Here is an 18,232-nt window from a genome sequence, read left to right as displayed (position 1 = left end):
AGTCGATCGGGACGCCGGCCCGCCCTCGAGGTCCGATGGACCTCAATCAAGGTTCCAGCGGCAGGCCGGCGGCCTCGGTGAGGCGATCGAAGTAGGCGGCCTCGGTCACCTGGAAGATGATCTCGGCCACCTCCCTGTCCGGGAAGTGCGAGCGGATCGCCTGGATGTCCGCGTCGGCGACGAAGGCCGGATCGACGGTGAGCTTCCTCGCGAGCGAGAAGACCGACCGACGCCTGGCGGGGAGGTCATCCAGGTCCGCCCGGTCCAGCCGGTAGATCGCGTCGTCATCCTGGCCGAGCGCGAGGAGCCGGGCCCGGGCATGGCCCAGGGCATACCAGGCCCGGTCGTTCCGCGCCGCGATCCAGGCGATCTGGGCCCGGATCAGCGGGTCGAGCACTCCCTTGGTCTCCGAGGCCCGGTGGAGACGGACTCGGGCGGGGCCGGCCTTCGGGAAGGCCGCGAGCAGCCGGACCCACGCGGGGACCGGCCCGGCGGAATCGTCCTTCATGACGGCGCGGGCCGCGTCCCCGGAGGCGAGGGGGAGCCTCGGCTCGCGGCCTCGGCAGGAGGCCAGCGCGGCCTCGACCTCCGCCCGCGATTCCAGCGGCGGACGCGCGGCGGGCTTGGCGCAGATCCGGCCCGACTTGCGGTCCTGCGGGTCGAGCGGCGCCTGCCGGCTCATCAGCTCGCGGAACCTCTCGGCGGTCGGGGTGAGGTAGACGCGATGCTCCTCCTGCGGGATCCGCAGGGCGCCAGTCCATCGGTTCATGGAGTTGAAGTTGGCGACCGCATTGAGGATCTCGAGGATCTCCACGTCCTTGAAGTACGGTCGGAGCGCGTCGATGTCCGGCTTCCCCAGGTGGTCCGGCTCGTACGTCAGCTTCCGCGCCAGGGCGAACGCGGCGCGGTCTCGAGCGGGGAAGGAGGACCAGTCGCCGTCGAGCTCGGCGATCTGGTCGTCCACCATCCCGGCGGCGGACAGCTTGGACTCCTGGTGCCCCATGCAGTACGTGCAGTTGTTGGCCCGCGAGACGATCCAGAAGAGCATCGTCTGGAAGCGGTTGCCCAGGGTCATGGCCGGGTCATCGCCGCGGAGGACCGAGACGTCGGCGAGCTCCGCGGGGAGGTAGTACTTGCGCATCCGCCCGTTGTTGTAGACGGACCAGTCCGCGGACGACCAGGAGGCGGAGGCCATCTTCTCCTGGTCGGCCGGGCTCAGGGGCGGCATCGGCAGCCGGGGGACGTTCTTCTTGGAAGCCTCCAGGAAGGCCTTCAGCTCCGGCCGGGTCGCCGGGACCTCGGGGCCACCGTCATCGGCCGCGGCCACGGCCGCGGGCGCCGACGTCGCGAGGGCAAGCAGCGCGGCGATGATCGCGCCGGCTTCCGCTCTTCTCATCATTACCTCATTCTCCGTATTCATGATACATCAGTGGTTGTGGATGGCGTGTGGCGACGTGGTTTCTCCCGGGGAGGCGCGGCCTTGCCGACGACGGTGGACCTCCCCCGGACGGGCAGCACGGCGATGGCCGCGGCGGGCCGGGTCGGATCGGATCCCGCCGCGCGATCCGGGGCCCGCCCGATGATCCCACCGGGCGGCGACCGGATCAGAAGGCGTCGGCGCTGATCACCTCGCCTCCGTTCCGAGAGCCGAGCGCACGCCAGGCCTCGATGTTGACGGTGGACTTGACGAACCGGACCGATCCGTCGGCCATGCCCAGGTTCACCCCCCCGGAGTGCACGCTGTTGGCGTTGGTCATGATCCGCAGCGGCGGGAACATGCACGAGCGGGCATTCGGCCGCCCGGTGTGGGAATACGTGGAGACCGAATGGTAGTACTGCGTCCACGGCCCGCCGACGTTGGAGACCCGCTGATAGGTCAGGTTCTTGGTGTCGATCGCGTTGCACTGCGCGACCGCCTCGTCGGAAGTGGCGGGGTAGGTCTGGGGCCAGAACGTATCCCCCAGCTCGGTGACGACGTTGTTGTCGAAGTCGCCGATGCAGTGCTCGCTGATCGCCCCGGTGTTGCTCGTGCCGTCGGTGACCATGGCGATCCGGACCAGCATGCTCGAGAAGAAGAGGCCGTTCGGCGCCGGCATCGTCTTGTTCACGCCGGTGGGGTCGCTGTCGTTGTAGCCGTAGACCAGGCTGTTCCCCTGGCTCCCCCGGTAGCTCGTCGGAGCCCAGCCGGCCGTCGGGACGTCCTGGCGCGGGTCCGACGGGCAGACGAACGAGGCGACCTTCGTCGCCGTCACCGTGGAATTCTGCGGGTCCGACCAGATGAAGCTGAAGTTGAGCGAATCGAAGAGGTTCTTCTGCTCGATGTAGGGCAGGAATCTCGTATGCGGCGACCACTGGACCGTCGAGGTGGCCGTCGGGTTGAGGATGGTCAGGCCGCACCAGGGGAAGCAGTTGTTGGAGTCGTGGTAGTTGTGCATGGACAGGCCGATCTGCTTGAGGTTGTTCAGGCACTGGGCGCGGCGGGCGGCCTCGCGGGCCGATTGCACGGCCGGGAGCAGGAGCGCGATCAGGACGGCGATGATGGCGATGACGACCAGCAACTCGATCAGCGTGAAGCCGCCACGGCGAAAGGACGTTGTCATGATATCTCCTTGATGTATGCGTGGAATGAGGACGGAGGGCCGGCGCCGCGCGGGGGCGCCGGGCGGCCCGGTGCGTGGGCGCCCGACCGGCCGGCGGACGCCGCGATGAGACATCGATGGCGGGGACGTCACGGGGCGGGCCGGATCCGCGGCGACGGATCGCCGCGACGGACGATGACCGCGGCGCCCTCGACGGGCGCGCGATCGGCCCCGATCGTCAGGAGGCGGACGACGTGCGTCGGGGGGGATGGAAGACCGCGTCGGCCGAGGGATCGGCCCAGGCGGCGACCCCGGCGGGCGAGCCGAACCAGGCACCCGGCCCGGGCGATGCCGGCGGGGTATCCAGGGTCGCCCACTGGGCGGATCGAGGCGTGACGGCCGATGCGGGCATCACGGGCAGGCCGGACTTGCCCGAGCAGGACGGCCCCGTGCACCCGCCGTGTCGTTCCCCACGGCGCACGGGGGATCCGCCGTCATCCCCCGTGAGGGCTCCGGCGACTTCCAGGAAGCCCAGCCGGGCCCAGCCGGTCGGCCTCGCTTCCAAGGCATGGGAGCAGCCGGCCCGGGCTTCGCTCGGCGCGAGCAGCACCGTCGCCAGGACGACCAGGGTCGCACCGACGAGACGGGGGTGCCTCCGACCACCGATCATGGTCACGATCACGCGCAAGAGCTGGGCATCCGGGAGAAAGGGCTGCGGAGCGGAACGGCCCCGCGATCCTGATCAGATGAGGATTGCGACCGGATCGATCGCGTCATCCCAGAGGAGAATACGCATGCCCGCGACCGGAAATCAAGCACGGTTCCGGTCGTCCCAGGCGGCCGGCGCCGCCGAGGGATCCCGCGGACGGCTGACGGCCTCCTCGCCAACCACGGCTCGCCCAAACCCGGCCGGCGCCCTGGGGACCGGACCGGGCTGATCCGGTCGCGGGCGTCCCGGAACGAAGGCGGGCCGCCCGGCGATCCCTTTCGGCGATCGCGACGACGGCCCGCATGGGCGATGCAAATCGACGCCCCGCCGGCAGCCCGGCGGGCGTTTCATCCCCGGCCGTACGCCTCGGGGGGGACCTCGTCGGCCGCGGCCTCTCCGGCCCCGAGGACGGCCCGAAGCCCTCGGGCACGGGCCGACTCGCCGGGATGTCCGGCGGGCCGTCGTCGGCCGTCCTCGCGGGCGAGGGCGGCGGCGCCCGCGAGCGCGAGGAGGGCCGCGATGATCGCGTTGGAATCGGATCGAGTTATCATGAGAGAATGTCCTATAATGGCGCCCTCATCCGTTCCGCCGGAACGCCGAGGGGGGCGATGTGGTGACGTGGTAGGAGGCCCGATTCTTACCCACCCTGTCGGACTTGCCCCGGACGGACAGCTCGACGGTGGCGGCCGCCGTGAGATCGTCGATCTTCTCGCCGCCGCCCATCCCGTGGGAGAGGGGCTGCGAGCCGGCCTGCCATCCCAGGTCGGTGACCAGGACCCGGGGCGTCCTCTCGATCAGGTCCCCCGGCTTGCCGCCGCCCTGCCCGGTGTCCGGCACCTCGCCGAGGGGCTTCTTCCCGGCAGCGGGGTCCACGGCCGCGCAGGCGGACCCGCCCAGGCCGCAGGCCGAGGAGGTCGCCGCCAGGGCTGCGCAGAGCGGAAGCGCGAGGAGCGCCGCGGGCCACATCGAGACCAACCTCCCGAGAGCCGGAGCCGGCGATGACAGCCGGCCCGGCACACGATCCGAATGAGGGATCCGATCAGGAATAGGACGCACGGAGAATCTCCCTTTCGTTGCCCGAGCCCGGCTTGCGCCGAGCCCCGATAGGAATGATGAAGATGATGATCACGCCGATCGAGCGGCGTGAAGCCTCGTGGAGGCTTCCCATACATTATGCAGGCTCGTGGCGGGATCAACGAGACGGACAGGGATGAAGGCCGCATGGCGCACCGACGCGGCCGCCGAATCCCGGGGCGGGGAGGCAGGCGATCGGACGATCATCGGCCCGCCCTCCGGTGGGCGCGCGATCGGAGCCGGCGGTCAGGATGCGGAGGGGGAGGCGGGGCGGCGGGGGGGATGGTAGACCGCATCGATCGGGGGATTGGCCCAGGCGTCGATGCCGTCGAGGAGGCGGGCCGAGCTGGCCGTCGCCGGGGGGGGCGGCGGAACGTCCAGCGCCGCCCACCGGGCGGATCGCGGCGAGACGACCGCTGCGGGTATCGCCGGCAGGCCGGACCGGCCCGAGCACGACGGCCCGGTGCACCCTCCCCGCCCGTCCTCGCGACGAACCGGGGATGCATCGGCGGATGGGCTCCCCTCATCCACGAGGGCTCCGATCCCCTCCAGGAAACCGAGGTCATCCGCGCCGAGCGCCCTCGCCGCCATGCCGTGGGCGCAACCCGCCTTCACCTCGGCTGGCGCGAGCCGCGCCAGGGCCAGGGCGACCAGCGTCGCCACGACGAGCCGGGGGCCGATCGTCCGATCGGCCATGGGTACGATCATGCGCAAGGGTGGATCATCCGGAAGAGAGCGTCGGTGTTGAAGCGTCGCTCCGCGACCCGGTTGCAGGGAGGATCGCGAACGGGGCGATTGCGTCCTCTCCATGGAGAATACGCAGGGCCGTGCCCGGAGATCAAGGACGCTTCCGGCCGGGGCGGGCGGCGCCGGGCGGTGAGGGGCGAGTCCGAAAAACATAGGGGAATGTGCCTGGTCCGTCGAGTCGCCGGGGCCGCGGAGTCGCCGTCGTCGCGACCGACTCGGGGCGTCGATCTCCGCTCCGGCGCGACCTCATCGCCATCCCTGTCCGCAAGAATTGCGGCGCCGGCCGGGTACGGGATTGTTCCGATCGAGCCGGGTGTGTCATATTGTTGCGATTAGCCCGTGAGCCGCCCGTCCCGCCGATCAGGAGTCGGTCCTCCTTCATGGCCGGGCTCGCGTGTCCTCCGGGGGGCTTCCCCCGGCGCCTGATCCGAGATCGCATCTCCACCGAGTTGACCTGACCGCTCCATTTCCGGATCGAGACTTCCGACCGAGTGCGAACGGGGCCGGAGTCGTGGTCTCCCCCGTCCGGGGTGACTCCGGCGATGGTCCCCCCAGGTCGGGCGAGACGGCAGGAGACGACCATGAGGGACCTCCGCGGACCCGCCTCCCGACGATCACGGCGACGCCAGACCGGGCCCGCTCGCGGCCGCCCCGGGAGGCCGAGCGTGGAGCCGCTCGAGCCGCGGTTCATGCTCGCGGGCGGCCTGGCGGGCGACGTCGACGGCGACTTCCTCGTCACCGCCTACGACGCGCAGAAGCTCGCGACGGCGGTCCGGACCCGCCGCCTCGGCCCGATCCAGCAGGCCAACAGCGACCTCAATGCCGACGGGCGGATCGACAAGGTGGACCTCCAGCTCCTGCGGGGCGTCCTCCGGGCCGGCGGCAAGGCCCAGACCTCGGCGCTGGTGGTCGGGCTGCATCCGGACTCGGACCCGGACCGCGACGGCAGCACGACCCGGAGCACGGTGCTGGTGATCGGCCGGACCACGGGCCGGGCGCAGGTCATGGTGGACGCGGGGGGAGACGGCTCGTTCGAGCGGAAGATCAAGGCCGGCCGCGACGGCCGCTTCCAGCTCACGATCGACGTCGCCCTCGGCTCGAACCTGGTGCAGCTCCGGACGCAACGCTCCGCCCGGAAGTTCATCACATCGACGCTCCGCGTGGAGCGGGTTGAGCCGGACACGCAGGCCCCGGCCGTGGCCTACGAGTCGCCGGCCGCGGGCCTGGTCACGAGCCGGAACGTCGCGATCGCGGGGCGGGCGACCGACGCGGGCTCCGGCGTGGCGTCGCTGCGGGCGAGGCTCGATTCGACCCCCTTCGCGCCGCTCGCCTTCGACGCCTCGGGCCGCTTCTCGCTCTCCACATCGCTCCCGCTGGACGGCTCGGCGGACGGGCCCCACACCCTCCAGGTCGTCGCCACGGATCGCGCCGGGAATTCCTCCGGCGCCGTCGGGTTGACCTTCATGCTGGACACGATCGCGCCGGCCCTGACGAGCTTCGGCCTCGACCCGGCCTCCGATTCCGCCCCCGTCGGCGACGGCCAGACGGCCTTGCGAAGCGTCTCCCTGGCCGGCCTGACGGAGCCGCTCGCCGCCGTCGCGCTCGTCGAGATCGGGGCGGCCACGACGGCCGATGCGGCGGGCCGGTTCGCCTTCTCCGGGGTCCCACTGCCGACGGGCCCGAATCGTTTCACCGCGCGGGCGACGGACGCCGCCGGGAACGCGCGCGAGTCCTCGATCACGATCATCGGACTCGCCGATCCCGCCCCCGTCGTCTCGGCCGGGCTGGCGAATGATACGGGGCCCGGAGGGACGCCGAACGCGGACGGCCTGACGTCCGATCCGACCATCACGGGCCGCCTGGTCACCTCCGCCCCGATCGCCAGCCTCCGCGCCGGGTTCCAGGGCACGCCGGAGGCGAGCTATGCGGACATCCTCGCCCGGGTCCAGCCCGGCGGCGGATTCTCGCTCGACCGCGCGGAACTCGAGGCCATCCGGGGCGGTCCGCTCCCGGATGGGGCCTATGCGCTGCAGCTCGTCGCCGAGGACGCCGCCGGCCGCCGGTCGCGGGCCTCGGTCGCCTTCCGGCTCGACACGGCCGCGCCATCGCCCACGATCGACCTGGCGCCGGAATCCGACACCGCGCCCGCCGGCGATCGGTCGACGACCTCCGGGATCGTCACCCTGGCCGGCCATTCCGAGCCCGGGGCCTCGATCGCGATCGCCAGCCTCGGCGTGTCGATGCGTGCCGATGCGGCCGGCGGCTTCCGCATCCCCGGCATCTCTCTGAACCTGGGTGGGACGTCCTTCGCCGTTCGGGCGGAGGACCTCGCGGGGAACGTCTCGGTCGCCACGACCTCCTTCATCCTGGCCCCCCGCGAGGATGACCTGGTCCTGGCCGAGGGGACGTCGTTGGCGGCGGAGCGGGTCGAGCGGATTGCGCTGGGCCAGGATGCCGGAGCCCGCACCGTGAGCTTCGAGGTCCTCGCCGACTTCGACGAAGGGGGCTCGGGCTCGTCCTCCCTGAACCGGGACACGTTCCTCGTCTCCCTGGTCGACCCGGCGGACCGATCGCGGACGCTCCTGGATCGGGGGACGGCGGGCACGGCGCTCTTCGCCCTGACGGCCGCCGGCGCCGACCTCACGCCCGGCGTGGTCCGCTTCGACGGCCGGGTCGTCTCGATCGACCTGACGAGCCTGGGGGGGGCGCGGGAGGGGGACCTGGTCTTCCAGCTCCTCGGCGACGGGCCGGCGGAGAGCCGCGTCGCGATCCGGGGCCTCGCCAACACGGTCGACCCCGACGGCTCCGCGCAGCCCGCCCTCCCGCCGCTGGCCGACCCGGACGCGGTCGGGGGCTCGCTGGACCTCTCGGGCCTCATCCAGGCCGTGGGGGTGTCCTTCTCGGTGTCGAACGTCCGCTTCGACCCCGCGAGCGGCCGCTACGCGGCGGAGCTGGTCGCCCGCAATGACGGCGGCGAAACGCTGGGCCGCCGGATGGCCGTGGTCTTCCCCGGCCTGCCGGCGGGCGTCACCCTGGTCAGCCCGTCGGGCCTCGATGCGACCGGGAACCCTTACCTCAACCTGTCGGGAGCGATCCCTCCCGGCGGCCTCCGCCCCGGCTCGGAATCGAGCCCCGTGCTGATCCAGATCGACGACCCCGCGGCGGTGCGGTTCTCCCTCGCGCCTCGGCTGCTCGTCGGGGAGCCGAACCGGGCGCCGGTGCTCCCAGCCCAGCCCGCGCTCTCCGTCATGCCCGGCCGCACGCTCGAGGTCCGGCTCTCCTCGAGCGACCCCGACGGGGATGCCGTCCGGCTCTCGATCGACTCGGACGGGCCGCTCCCCACGCTCTCGCTGACGGCCGACGGCCGGCTCACGGTCGCGCCGACGCTCGCCCAGATCGGCCATTATGCGTTCACGGTCCGGGCCTGGGACGGGGCCGCCGAGACGGCGCTGCCGATCGCCCTGGACGTGGTCGCCGACCCCGTGACGACCACGCGGATCTCGGGCCGGGTCCTGGACACGCTCGGCCGGCCGCTCGCGGACCTCCCCGTCGAGCTCGGCCGGTTCCAGACCAGGACCGACGCCGACGGCCGGTTCGTCGTGGAGCTGCCGGCGACCTCGCAATTGACCTCGGACATGGACATCGTCATCCCGCAGGGAGACGTCCACTTCGACCCGTACGATACCGGCCTCCAGACGATCCAGCTCCGCCGCGCCGTCTTCGACACGGCGACAGGGACCGATGCCGGCAACCCGCGGCAGCAGATCAATCAGGCCACGTCGTTCCTGGACGCGAGCGTCATCTACGGGTCGGACGAGGCCCGAGCCCGCGCGCTCCGGACGCTCGACGGCACGGGCCGCCTGAAGACGAGCCCCGGCGACCTGCTGCCGTTCGACGACTCGACCACCTTCCCCGCGGGCCCGCTCCCCGTCGACAACGAGGGGATCAACCCCGCCTCGAGCATGTTCGTGGCCGGCGACGTCCGCGCCAGCGAGAACGTCCAGCTCGCCGCGCTCCACGCGCTCTTCGTCCGGGAGCACAACCGGCTGGCCGACCGCTACCATGCCGAGAACCCCGGCTGGGACGACGAGACGACCTACCAGTCGGCGCGGAAGATGGTCGGCGCCATGCTCCAGTTCATCACCTACAACGAGTTCATCCCGGCGCTGCTGGGGGCCGACGCGCTGCCCGCCTACTCGGGCTACCGGGCCGACGTTGACCCGCGGGTTTCGGCGATGTTCTCCACCGCGGCGTTCCGGGTCGGGCACACGCTGCTGACCCCGGACGCCCCCCGGCTCGACGCCGAAGGGAACTCGCTGCCGGGGGGCTCGCTCTCGCTCCGCGAGTCGTTCTTCAACACGCAGCCGCTGGTGGAGGACGGGCTCGAACCGTACCTCCGCGGCATGGTCGCCCAGCGGGCCGAGAGCATCGACACCCGGGTCATCGACGAGGTGCGCAACTTCCTCTTCGGGCCGCCGGGCTCGGGCGGGATGGACCTGCCGTCGATGAACATCCAGCGCGGCCGCGACCTGGGCCTGCCCGACTACAACACCGCCCGCGCCGACTTCGGCCTGCCGCGCGTCGCCAGCTTCGCCGAGATCACGTCCGACCCGGCCCTCCAGGTGGCACTCCGGGCCACCTACGGGACCGTGGACCGCATCGACCCCTGGGTGGGCGGCCTCGCCGAGGACCACCTCCCGGGGGCGGCCGTGGGGCCCTTCTTCGCGGCCGTGATGCGGGACCAGTTCACGCGCACCCGCGACGGCGACCGGTTCTGGTTCGAGTACGGCCAGTTCAGCGGGCCGGAGCTCGCGGAGATCCGCGCGACGACGCTCTCCGCCCTGATCACGCGGAACTCGGACATCGTCGGCCTGCCCGCGAACGTCTTCACCGCCGGGACCCCGGTATCCGGGCCCGCGCCGGCCGGCACGGCGGGCACGGCGACGGAATGGCGGACCTTCGATGGGGCGGGCAACAACCCGGATGGCCAGGGCCTTGGCCGGACCGGCGACCATCTCCTGCGCAATTTCACGAGCGCCTACGCCGACGGCATCGCCGAGCCCTCCGGCGGCGACCGGCCCAACCCTCGCACGGTCAGTAACACGGTCAACGCACGGACGGGGTCGATCGCGAACCCCGATGGCCTCACGACGATGTTCACGATCTGGGGCCAGTTCCTGGACCACGACCTGAGCCTCACCCCGGGCGGGACCACGGACACCATCGAGTTCCATGGCGAGGGCGTGTCGGGCGAGGGCCGCTATCCGTTCGTCGCCGAGAAGCTGCCGCTGCTGCTGGGCGGGCCGGTCATCGCCGGGGTGGACAACGCGATCGCCCGGCCCATCTACCTGCCGGCCCTGAACGCGGGCTCGACCGTGAATCCCGCCGCCGCCACGACGATCAGCCAGCAACTCCGCCCCGGCGAGGCGGAGGCGCGGGTCTCCTTCCAGGCGGGGACGCTCCAGACCCGCACCGGCGCCCTCTACTCGGGCAAGCTCAGCATCACGGAGGTCCCGCGCGACCGGACGCCGGCCGCCCTGCCGGCCAACCTCTCGCCGGATGCGGTCGTCTCCATCCAGCCCGCGGAGATGGTCTTCTCGCAGCCCGCGCTCCTGACCATGCCAAACCGGTCGAGCCTGAGCCCGGGGATCATGCTGGACCTCTGGTCGATCAACCCCGTCACCGGCGTCTTCGACGTCGTCGGCCAGGGCCGCGTGACCGACGACGGCCGCTCGATCGAGACGATCAGCGGCGGCATCCGTAACAGCAGTTGGCACTTCTTCGTGTTCGCGATGGACCCCAAGGATCTTGAACTCGGCGAGGATCCCCACAATCAGGATACGCTCTGCTCGACCTGCTCGGCGTACGGGGAGGGGGCATCCGAGGTCGAGCTCCATTCCGGCGACCTCGTCGAGACCCACGCGCTGACGCCCTACCAGTCCCTGGGCGCGACGCAGGGCCTCATGCTGCACTACGACACGGGCCGCCTGGCAGAGAACCGCAGCTTCTTCTTCCGCTATCCGGATCTCGGCGGGGAAGGCCGGGCGATCGCCACCGGATCGGGGAACGTCGAGACGCGGCTGGAGGTCTCGATCCGCGTCCATGGGGACCGCGGGCAGACCTCCAGCTCGTTCGAGGAGGTCCTCGCCTCGGCCGTCCAGGGGAGCGTCGACGCCAAGAGTGCCGTCGTGCCCGGGTTCGGCCGTCCCTTCGGCCGATTCATCACGGCCTACATCGCGAGCCTGCCCACCGGGTACTACACCGCGGACCTGACGTCCGGGGTCTACACGTACCTCGACGGGGAGCGCCGGGCAGGGTCCGCGCAGACCAAGAGCTGGAGCTTCGTGAACGTCAACTCCCGCACCAGCGTATTCGGCGCCGGCTGGAACATCGCGGGGCTCCAGGAGCTCGTCGTCACCGGCGACGGCTCCGTGGTCCTCGTCGACGGGGGCGGGTCCCAGATGGTCTTCGCGTCGCTGGGCGGCGGGGCCTTCGACTCGCCGCCGGGCGACTTCTCCACCTTGCGCCGCCTGGGCGACGGCAGCTACCGGCGGACGCTGACCGACGGCACGGTCTACGAGTTCACCGCCGGCGGCCTGCTGGCCTCGGTGACCGACCGGCTGGGCAACGCGACGACCTACCGCTACGACGCCAGCCGGAGGCTGACCTCGATCACCGATCCGGTCGGCCTCGAGACCCGGTTCACCTACGACGGGCGGTACGTGAGCCGGATCACCGACCCGGCGGGCCGGGTGACGCTCCTGGAGCACACCGCGGCCGGGGACCTGACCCGGATCACCGACCCCGACGGCACGAGCCGGCAGTTCTCCTATGACCTGATTCACCGGATGACGGGTGAGATCGACAAGCGCGGGTTTGCGGAGACGGAAGTTTACGAGAACGGCCGGGTTGTCAAGACGATCCGAGGGGACGGCACCGCCGTCCAGTTCCTGCCGGCCCAGGCCCGCTCCAACGTCGGCGATCCGACGGCCTACGTGACCGACCCCAACGGGAACGTCACCGTCTACCGGCTGGACCAGGCCGGGCAGACGGTCACCGTCCGCGACGGCGGCGGGCCCATCTCGACGACCACCCGGGACGCGAACAATCGCATCACGCAGACGACCGACGGCCGGGGCAACAGCACCTCGTACGAGTACGACGCGCGGGGCAACGTCATCGCCACGGAGAGCCACGGGTTCCTTGTCTCTGACGGCTTTGCCACGGATTACGCCAACGGCGACCTCGCCGGCCAGGCCGGCGGCGAGGGGCTGGGCGGCGCCTGGCGAAACGGCCTGGGGGGTGCCGCGACGGATCGCGCCGCGTCCGCGGGCCTGACGTATCCGGGCGTGGCCTCCCAGCCGGGGGGCGTCCGCGCCGACGGGACCGCGGGCACGACGAAGGTCAGCCGCGACGCCGGCCTCCCCTCGGACGGCACGCTCTACGTAGGATTCCTGATGGACCTCGAAACGGTCTCCTCCGGCGACGCCGGCACGGCCACCGGCCTCTGGCTGGGGGACGGAGCGGAGTCCACCCCGGAGAAGCTCCTGGTCGGCCGGACCTACACGTCCACGCCCCAGTTCTCGCTCACCGCCCGCGACGACGGCCAGCCCTTCAGCCTCGCCAACCAGTCCGTCGCGATCGCCTTCGGCGCCGGGTCGACCGACGGGGCGCTCGACGCGAGCTTCGGCGGCTCGGGGATAGTCCGGACCAGCTTCGGCAACTCCGGCTTCGACGACGAACGGATCAGCACGGTCCTCGTCCAGCCGGACGGCAAGATCCTGGCGGTCGGCTCCGGGCTGGGATCGAGCGGCCGGATCGGGTTCATCGCGCGCTACAACCCCGACGGCAGCCTCGACCCGTCGTTCAGCGGCGACGGGCTCGCGAGCTTCAGCACGCCGAGCCTCAACATCCAGGCCGCAACCCTCCAGGCCGACGGCAAGATCGTGGTCGTCGGCAACCGGTTCGAGATCGCCCGGATGAATCCCGACGGCACGATGGATACCACCTTCGGCGGCGGCGACGGCTGGGCGAGTCTCTCGCTCCACACCTTCCAGAGCTCCTACAGCGTGGCGGTCCAGCCAGACGGCAAGATCCTGGTCGGAGGCGAGGTGAATTCCGGGAATCCGAATCCCGACCTCGCCCTCGCGCGCTGCAATCCCGACGGGACCCTGGATACAACGTTCGGCGGCGGCGACGGCATCGTGACCACCAACACGGGCGGCTACCCGGGTGAGTCGGTCCGGAAGATTTTGATCCAGTCCGACGGGAAGATCGTCGCCGTGGCCCTGGGCGGGCCCAACGGCTTCGCGGTCGTCCGCTACGGGAGCGACGGGGCCCTCGACGCGTCGTTCGGCAGCGGAGGGATCGTCAGGACCAACGTGTCGGGCAATGCGCTCCAGGCCGATGCCGCCCTCGACGGCGTCATCCAGCCGGACGGCAAGATCGTAGTGGCCGGCTCCGCCAGCATCTCCGGCACCAACCGGATGGCGCTGGTGCGCTACAATCCGGACGGGAGCCTTGACGCGACGTTCGGCACCGGCGGCAAGGTCACGTCGACCGCGATGCCCGCCGCCGCCACCGTGGCCCTCCTGCCCGACGGCAAGATCCTGGTCGGCGGCGCCAAGGAGAGCAAGTTCGCCCTGGCCCGCTTCCTGGATAACGGCACGATCGACGCGACCTTCGGCGTGGGGGGAGTCCTGACCACGGACATCCCGGGGGCGACGCCCGACGCGGCGGCCTCGCTCGCCCTCCAGGGCGATGGCAAGGCGATCCTGGGCGGCTACACGGGGAGCCGGGGCGACTTCGCGATGGCCCGATACGGCTTCTCCCAGACGCCGCCGATCGCGGCCGGCTCGACTCACCACCTGGTGGTCCGCATCGACTTCGACGCGGGGGGAGTCAACGCCGTGACCGGCGGCCTGAACGACCGGATCCGGCTCTACGTCGATCCCGTGCCGGGCTTCGAGCCCGGCGCCCCGGACGCCGAGATCACGGACCGCGACATCGGGACGCTCGACCTCGTGGGCTTCCTGGCCCAGCGCGACTGCGCGCTCTTCGACGAGCTCCGCATGGGGACCACCTTCGCCGAGGTCTTCGACGTCGCGGCCAACGGGCCGGACCGGCAATTCGTGGCCCGCGAAGTTGTATCGGCCGCCGCCGGCCCCGCCGCCACGGCGATCGGCGACGTCACCGGCGACGGCCTCCCCGACCTCATCGTCGCCGACCGGACCGGCAAGACCGTCTCGATCCGAGCCGGGGACGGCCGGGGCGGCTTCGGCTCGTCCCGCGACATGGCCGCCCCTGGCGGCCCCGCCGCGATCGCGCTGGCCGACCTGGACGGCGATTCGCGGCTCGACCTCGTCACGGCGAACGTCGATGCGGGCACCGTCACCGTCTGGCTGGCGGCCCCCGCGGGCGGCTTCCGGCCGAGCGTTTCCTACGCGACCGCGGCCCGGCCCGACTGGGTCGAGATCGGCGACATGAACCGCGACGGGCGGCCGGACCTGGTGGTCCTGGCCGGGTCGGGCGTCGTCACGGTCCTCCTGAACGACGGGCAGGGGGGCTTCCTGCCGCGGATCGATCGCGGGCTCTCCGGGATCCTGCAAGCCTCGGCGACGATCGGCGGCCAGCTCGCGCTCGGCGACCTGGACCGCGACGGCAATCTCGACGTGGTGCTCGGCACCTCCCTGAACGGCCAGGTCGTCAGGCTCTTCGGCGACGGCACGGGCCATTTCCCCACGACCTCGACCCTGGCCGTGGACGGCCGGCCCGACGGTGTGGCGATCGCCGACATCGACGGCGACGGCAATCTCGATCTCGCGGTCGGCCGGCGCTCGGCCGCGAGCGTCGCCGTCTTCCTGGGCGACGGCACGGGGGCCTTCCCGGTCCGCCGCGACTTCGACGCCGGCCGCGACCCCGCGCGGGTGCGGTTCCTCGACGTCAACGGCGACGGGTGGCTCGACCTCGTCCATACCAACGCCACCGACGCCACGTTCTCCGTCCGCCTGGGCGACGGCGTGGGGGGCTTCGGCGCCCGCACCGATCACGCCGCGGGATTCCAGCCCGCGGCGATCGCGGCGGCGGACCTGGACGGCGATGGCGACCGGGATCTCGTGATCGCCAGCATCGTCGGTCGTGTGGTCGTCCTGGGCAATCAGGCCGCGGCCCCCGATGCCGGAAGCCAGCTCGCCGGGCCCTTCCGGAGCACGTTCACGTACGACCCGAAGTTCAGCCAGGTCAACAGCATGACCGACGCGCTGGGCCGGCGGACGATCCTCGACGTCGACCCGGCCACCGGCAACACCCGCTCGATCACCGCGATCGTCGGCCTCCCCGACGCGACGAGCGGCGAGACGGACGACCTGGTCACCCGGTTCACCTACACGTCCCGCGGCCTGGTCGACACCGTGACCGACCCGCTGGGACGCATCACCGACTTCGACTATGACGCGCTCGGTCGGCTCACCCGCGTCACGTACGCGGCCGGCACGCCCGACCAGGCGTCGCAGACCTTCGCGTATGACGCAGCGGGCAACGCGACGGTCGTCACCGATGAGAACGGGCATCGGACCACCTTCGAATACGACGCCATGAACCGCGTCACGCGGATCATCGAGGCCGATCCCGACGGCGCGGGCCCTCTGGCCCCGCCGGTCTCCACCTTCGCCTACGACGCGGCAGGGAACGTCGTCCGGACGACGGACGCCCAGGGCCATGTGACGGTCGCCGCCTACGACGCCCGCAACCACGCCATCCGGGTGACGGACGAGCAGGGGAACACCTCGCGGATGTCCTATGACGCGGTGGGGAACCTCATCCTGGCGATCGACCCGCTCGGCCACGCGAGCCGGACCGTCTACGACGCCCGCAACCGGCCCATCGCGACGATCGACCCCGACGGCGGCTCCACGCGGTTCCGCTACGACGCCGCCAACAACGTGACCCGCGTGACCGACCCCGTCGGCAACGCGACCCTGTTCACCTACGACTTCCGCGACCGGCAGATCCTCGAGGTCGATCCGCTGGGCAAGGAGACGCACTACGCGTACGACGCCGTCGACAACCTGACCCGCAAGACCGATCGCCTGGGACGCGTCACCGAGTTCGCCTACGACGACCTGGACCGGCTGACGACCGAGACCTGGCGGAACGCCGACACCACGATCGCGAACCAGATCGACTACGCCTACGACCGGGCCGGCAACCTGACCTCCGTCGTCGACGCCCATAGCGCCCTTGCCTACACCTACGACGCCCGCGACCGCGTCCGCACCGTGGACAACGCCGGCACCCCCGGCGCGCCTCGCGTCGTGCTCATCTACGCGTACGATGGCGTCGGCAACGTCCTCTCCGTGACCGACACCATCGACGGCTCGCCCGGCGCGACGACCGCCTATACCTACGACGCCCTGAATCGGACGGTCCGGATCACCCAGTCCGGCGCCAACGTGAGCGAGAAGCGCGTCGACTTCGCGTACAACGCGCTCGGCCAGTACGCCTCCATCGCCCGCTACGCCGACCTCGCGGGGACTCAGTCCGTCGTGACGACCCGGTATCAATATGACGCCCTCAATCGCCTGATCGACCTCCGCCACAGCAACAGCGCCGGCGACATCGCCTTCTACGAGTACACCTATGATGCCTCCAGCCGCATCGCCTCGATCCGCGACGTCGACGGCCTGACCACCTACACCTACGACGACCGCGACCAGCTCACCGGCGCCGACCGCGCCGCCGGCGACATCCGCGGCGACGAGTCCTACGAATACGACGCCAACGGCAACCGCGTCGCGTCCTCCGTCCACGGCACCGGCTACGTCACCGGCCCTGGCAACCGACTACTCTCCGACGGCACGTACGACTATGTGTACGATGACGAAGGGAACATGGTACGCCGCACTGAGATGGCCACGGGGGATTACCGGGAGTTCACTTGGGATTTCAGAAATCGCCTGGTCATGGTGACGGACTTTTCTACTGGAGGAATCATCACCCAGCAAGTCAGATTTGAATACGACGCCTTTGATCGCCGGATCGTGAAGTCGGTTGATTTGGACGGGGCTGGCGTGGAAACGAAAAACATCACATATTTTCACTATGACCGAGGAGATGTGCTCCTAGATTTCATGGACAACGATGGAGCGGGGCCGAGCACGGGAATAGTGGATCAACGCTACCTATACGGATCGGGCGTCGACCAGACTCTTGCTCAGGAATCCTCGGGCAACGTGGGCTGGACGCTGACCGACCACCTGGGCACCATTCATGACGTCTGGAACTCATCCACTTCGAGCAATCATGTCGAGTACGATTCATTTGGAACGATACTGGATCAAACAGGTTCGTCCGTACGCAGTCGTCACCTACTCACTGGACGTGAGTACGACCCGGAGACATCCCTGTATTACTACCGGGCGCGATACTATGACCCCAAGGCCGGACGGTTCGTCGGGGAAGATCCGGTTGGGCTGAGGGCTGGCGACGCAAACCTCTATCGGTATGTATACAACTCTCCGCTGACAATGATCGACCCTACGGGCGAGTCTGGCGCCACCGCCAATGCTTGGGTCGCGTACAAATCGTCGAAGCTCTTCCTGACTTTATATAAGGGTTACTCTGCAATGCTAGATTATAGATCAGTATACCAATTGCACGAATTAAATGTGGGGAGGATTCACTACCTTGGGGATCTAGCTTCGCAACGAACATTGGAAAGAATGTATCTTCAAGCATGGCAGAAAAGCCGTGTGATCGACCAGTCTCGACTCTATCGGATAGCCGATTCAAAGATCCTGAAGGCTTCTGGATACTTGGAGACCGCCTTCAAGGCCTACAGTTTCTACGACGTCTTGACATCGGATTGCTCCCAGCTTGAGGACAAGATTCAGAGCGCTGCGGACTTGGCCGCGAATCTTACCGGTTACTTGGGGCCTGTGGGGAAGGCCTTTTCCGGCGGCTATTCATTGGGAAGGGCAATCGACAAGGCAACCGGAGCGAGCAACCGATTGGCCGACTATGCGGCGTTCGGTGAAGGCGGCGATTACACGTTAGTCCCGTGGAAAGCTCAATGGTGGCCATTCTGAGTTACCGCGGGAATCGGTATCGCTCCCGTGCTCGAGCC

At 70.2% G+C, this 18,232-nt stretch carries 7 protein-coding genes; 1 reads left to right on the top strand and 6 read right to left on the bottom strand.

Annotation, left to right across the window (positions count from 1 at the left end):
* Positions 1-46: 46 nt before the first annotated feature.
* The 6 genes from G6O54_RS25610 to G6O54_RS25585 all read right to left on the bottom strand — a co-directional run bounded on the left by G6O54_RS25610 (position 47) and on the right by G6O54_RS25585 (position 5,070).
* A complete protein-coding gene (locus G6O54_RS25610; protein ID WP_165229559.1) occupies positions 47-1,399 on the bottom strand; it encodes a carboxymuconolactone decarboxylase family protein in 1,353 nt (450 codons plus the stop codon).
* 205 nt (positions 1,400-1,604) lie between these two features.
* The gene (locus tag G6O54_RS25605) at positions 1,605-2,600 is read right to left on the bottom strand and encodes a DUF1559 domain-containing protein (RefSeq protein WP_165229556.1); all 996 of its coding nucleotides are present in this window, start codon (positions 2,598-2,600) and stop codon (positions 1,605-1,607) included.
* 217 nt (positions 2,601-2,817) lie between these two features.
* Positions 2,818-3,249 (bottom strand): hypothetical protein, encoded by a 432-nt coding sequence (locus G6O54_RS25600; RefSeq protein ID WP_165229553.1) that lies wholly within the window; start codon positions 3,247-3,249, stop codon positions 2,818-2,820.
* Positions 3,250-3,635: 386 nt separating this feature from the next.
* The gene (locus G6O54_RS25595) at positions 3,636-3,839 is read right to left on the bottom strand and encodes a hypothetical protein (RefSeq protein WP_165229550.1); all 204 of its coding nucleotides are present in this window, start codon (positions 3,837-3,839) and stop codon (positions 3,636-3,638) included.
* A 25-nt stretch (positions 3,840-3,864) separates the two neighbouring features.
* Positions 3,865-4,254: a hypothetical protein gene (locus G6O54_RS25590; protein ID WP_165229547.1), complete on the bottom strand. Its 390-nt coding sequence runs from the start codon at positions 4,252-4,254 to the stop codon at positions 3,865-3,867.
* A gap of 354 nt (positions 4,255-4,608) precedes the next feature.
* Positions 4,609-5,070, bottom strand: coding sequence for a hypothetical protein (locus G6O54_RS25585; RefSeq protein WP_165229544.1), 462 nt, complete (start codon positions 5,068-5,070; stop codon positions 4,609-4,611).
* Positions 5,071-5,774: 704 nt separating this feature from the next.
* Here G6O54_RS25585 and G6O54_RS25580 point away from each other — a divergent pair.
* The gene (locus tag G6O54_RS25580) at positions 5,775-18,194 is read left to right on the top strand and encodes a peroxidase family protein (protein ID WP_165229541.1); all 12,420 of its coding nucleotides are present in this window, start codon (positions 5,775-5,777) and stop codon (positions 18,192-18,194) included.
* Positions 18,195-18,232: the final 38 nt, after the last annotated feature.

The sequence above is a fragment of the Aquisphaera insulae genome (genome assembly GCF_011064615.1).
GTDB lineage: Bacteria > Planctomycetota > Planctomycetia > Isosphaerales > Isosphaeraceae > Aquisphaera > Aquisphaera insulae.
The sequence above is the reverse complement of the archived record's forward strand: the minus strand, read 5'-3'. Positions and strand labels throughout refer to the sequence as shown.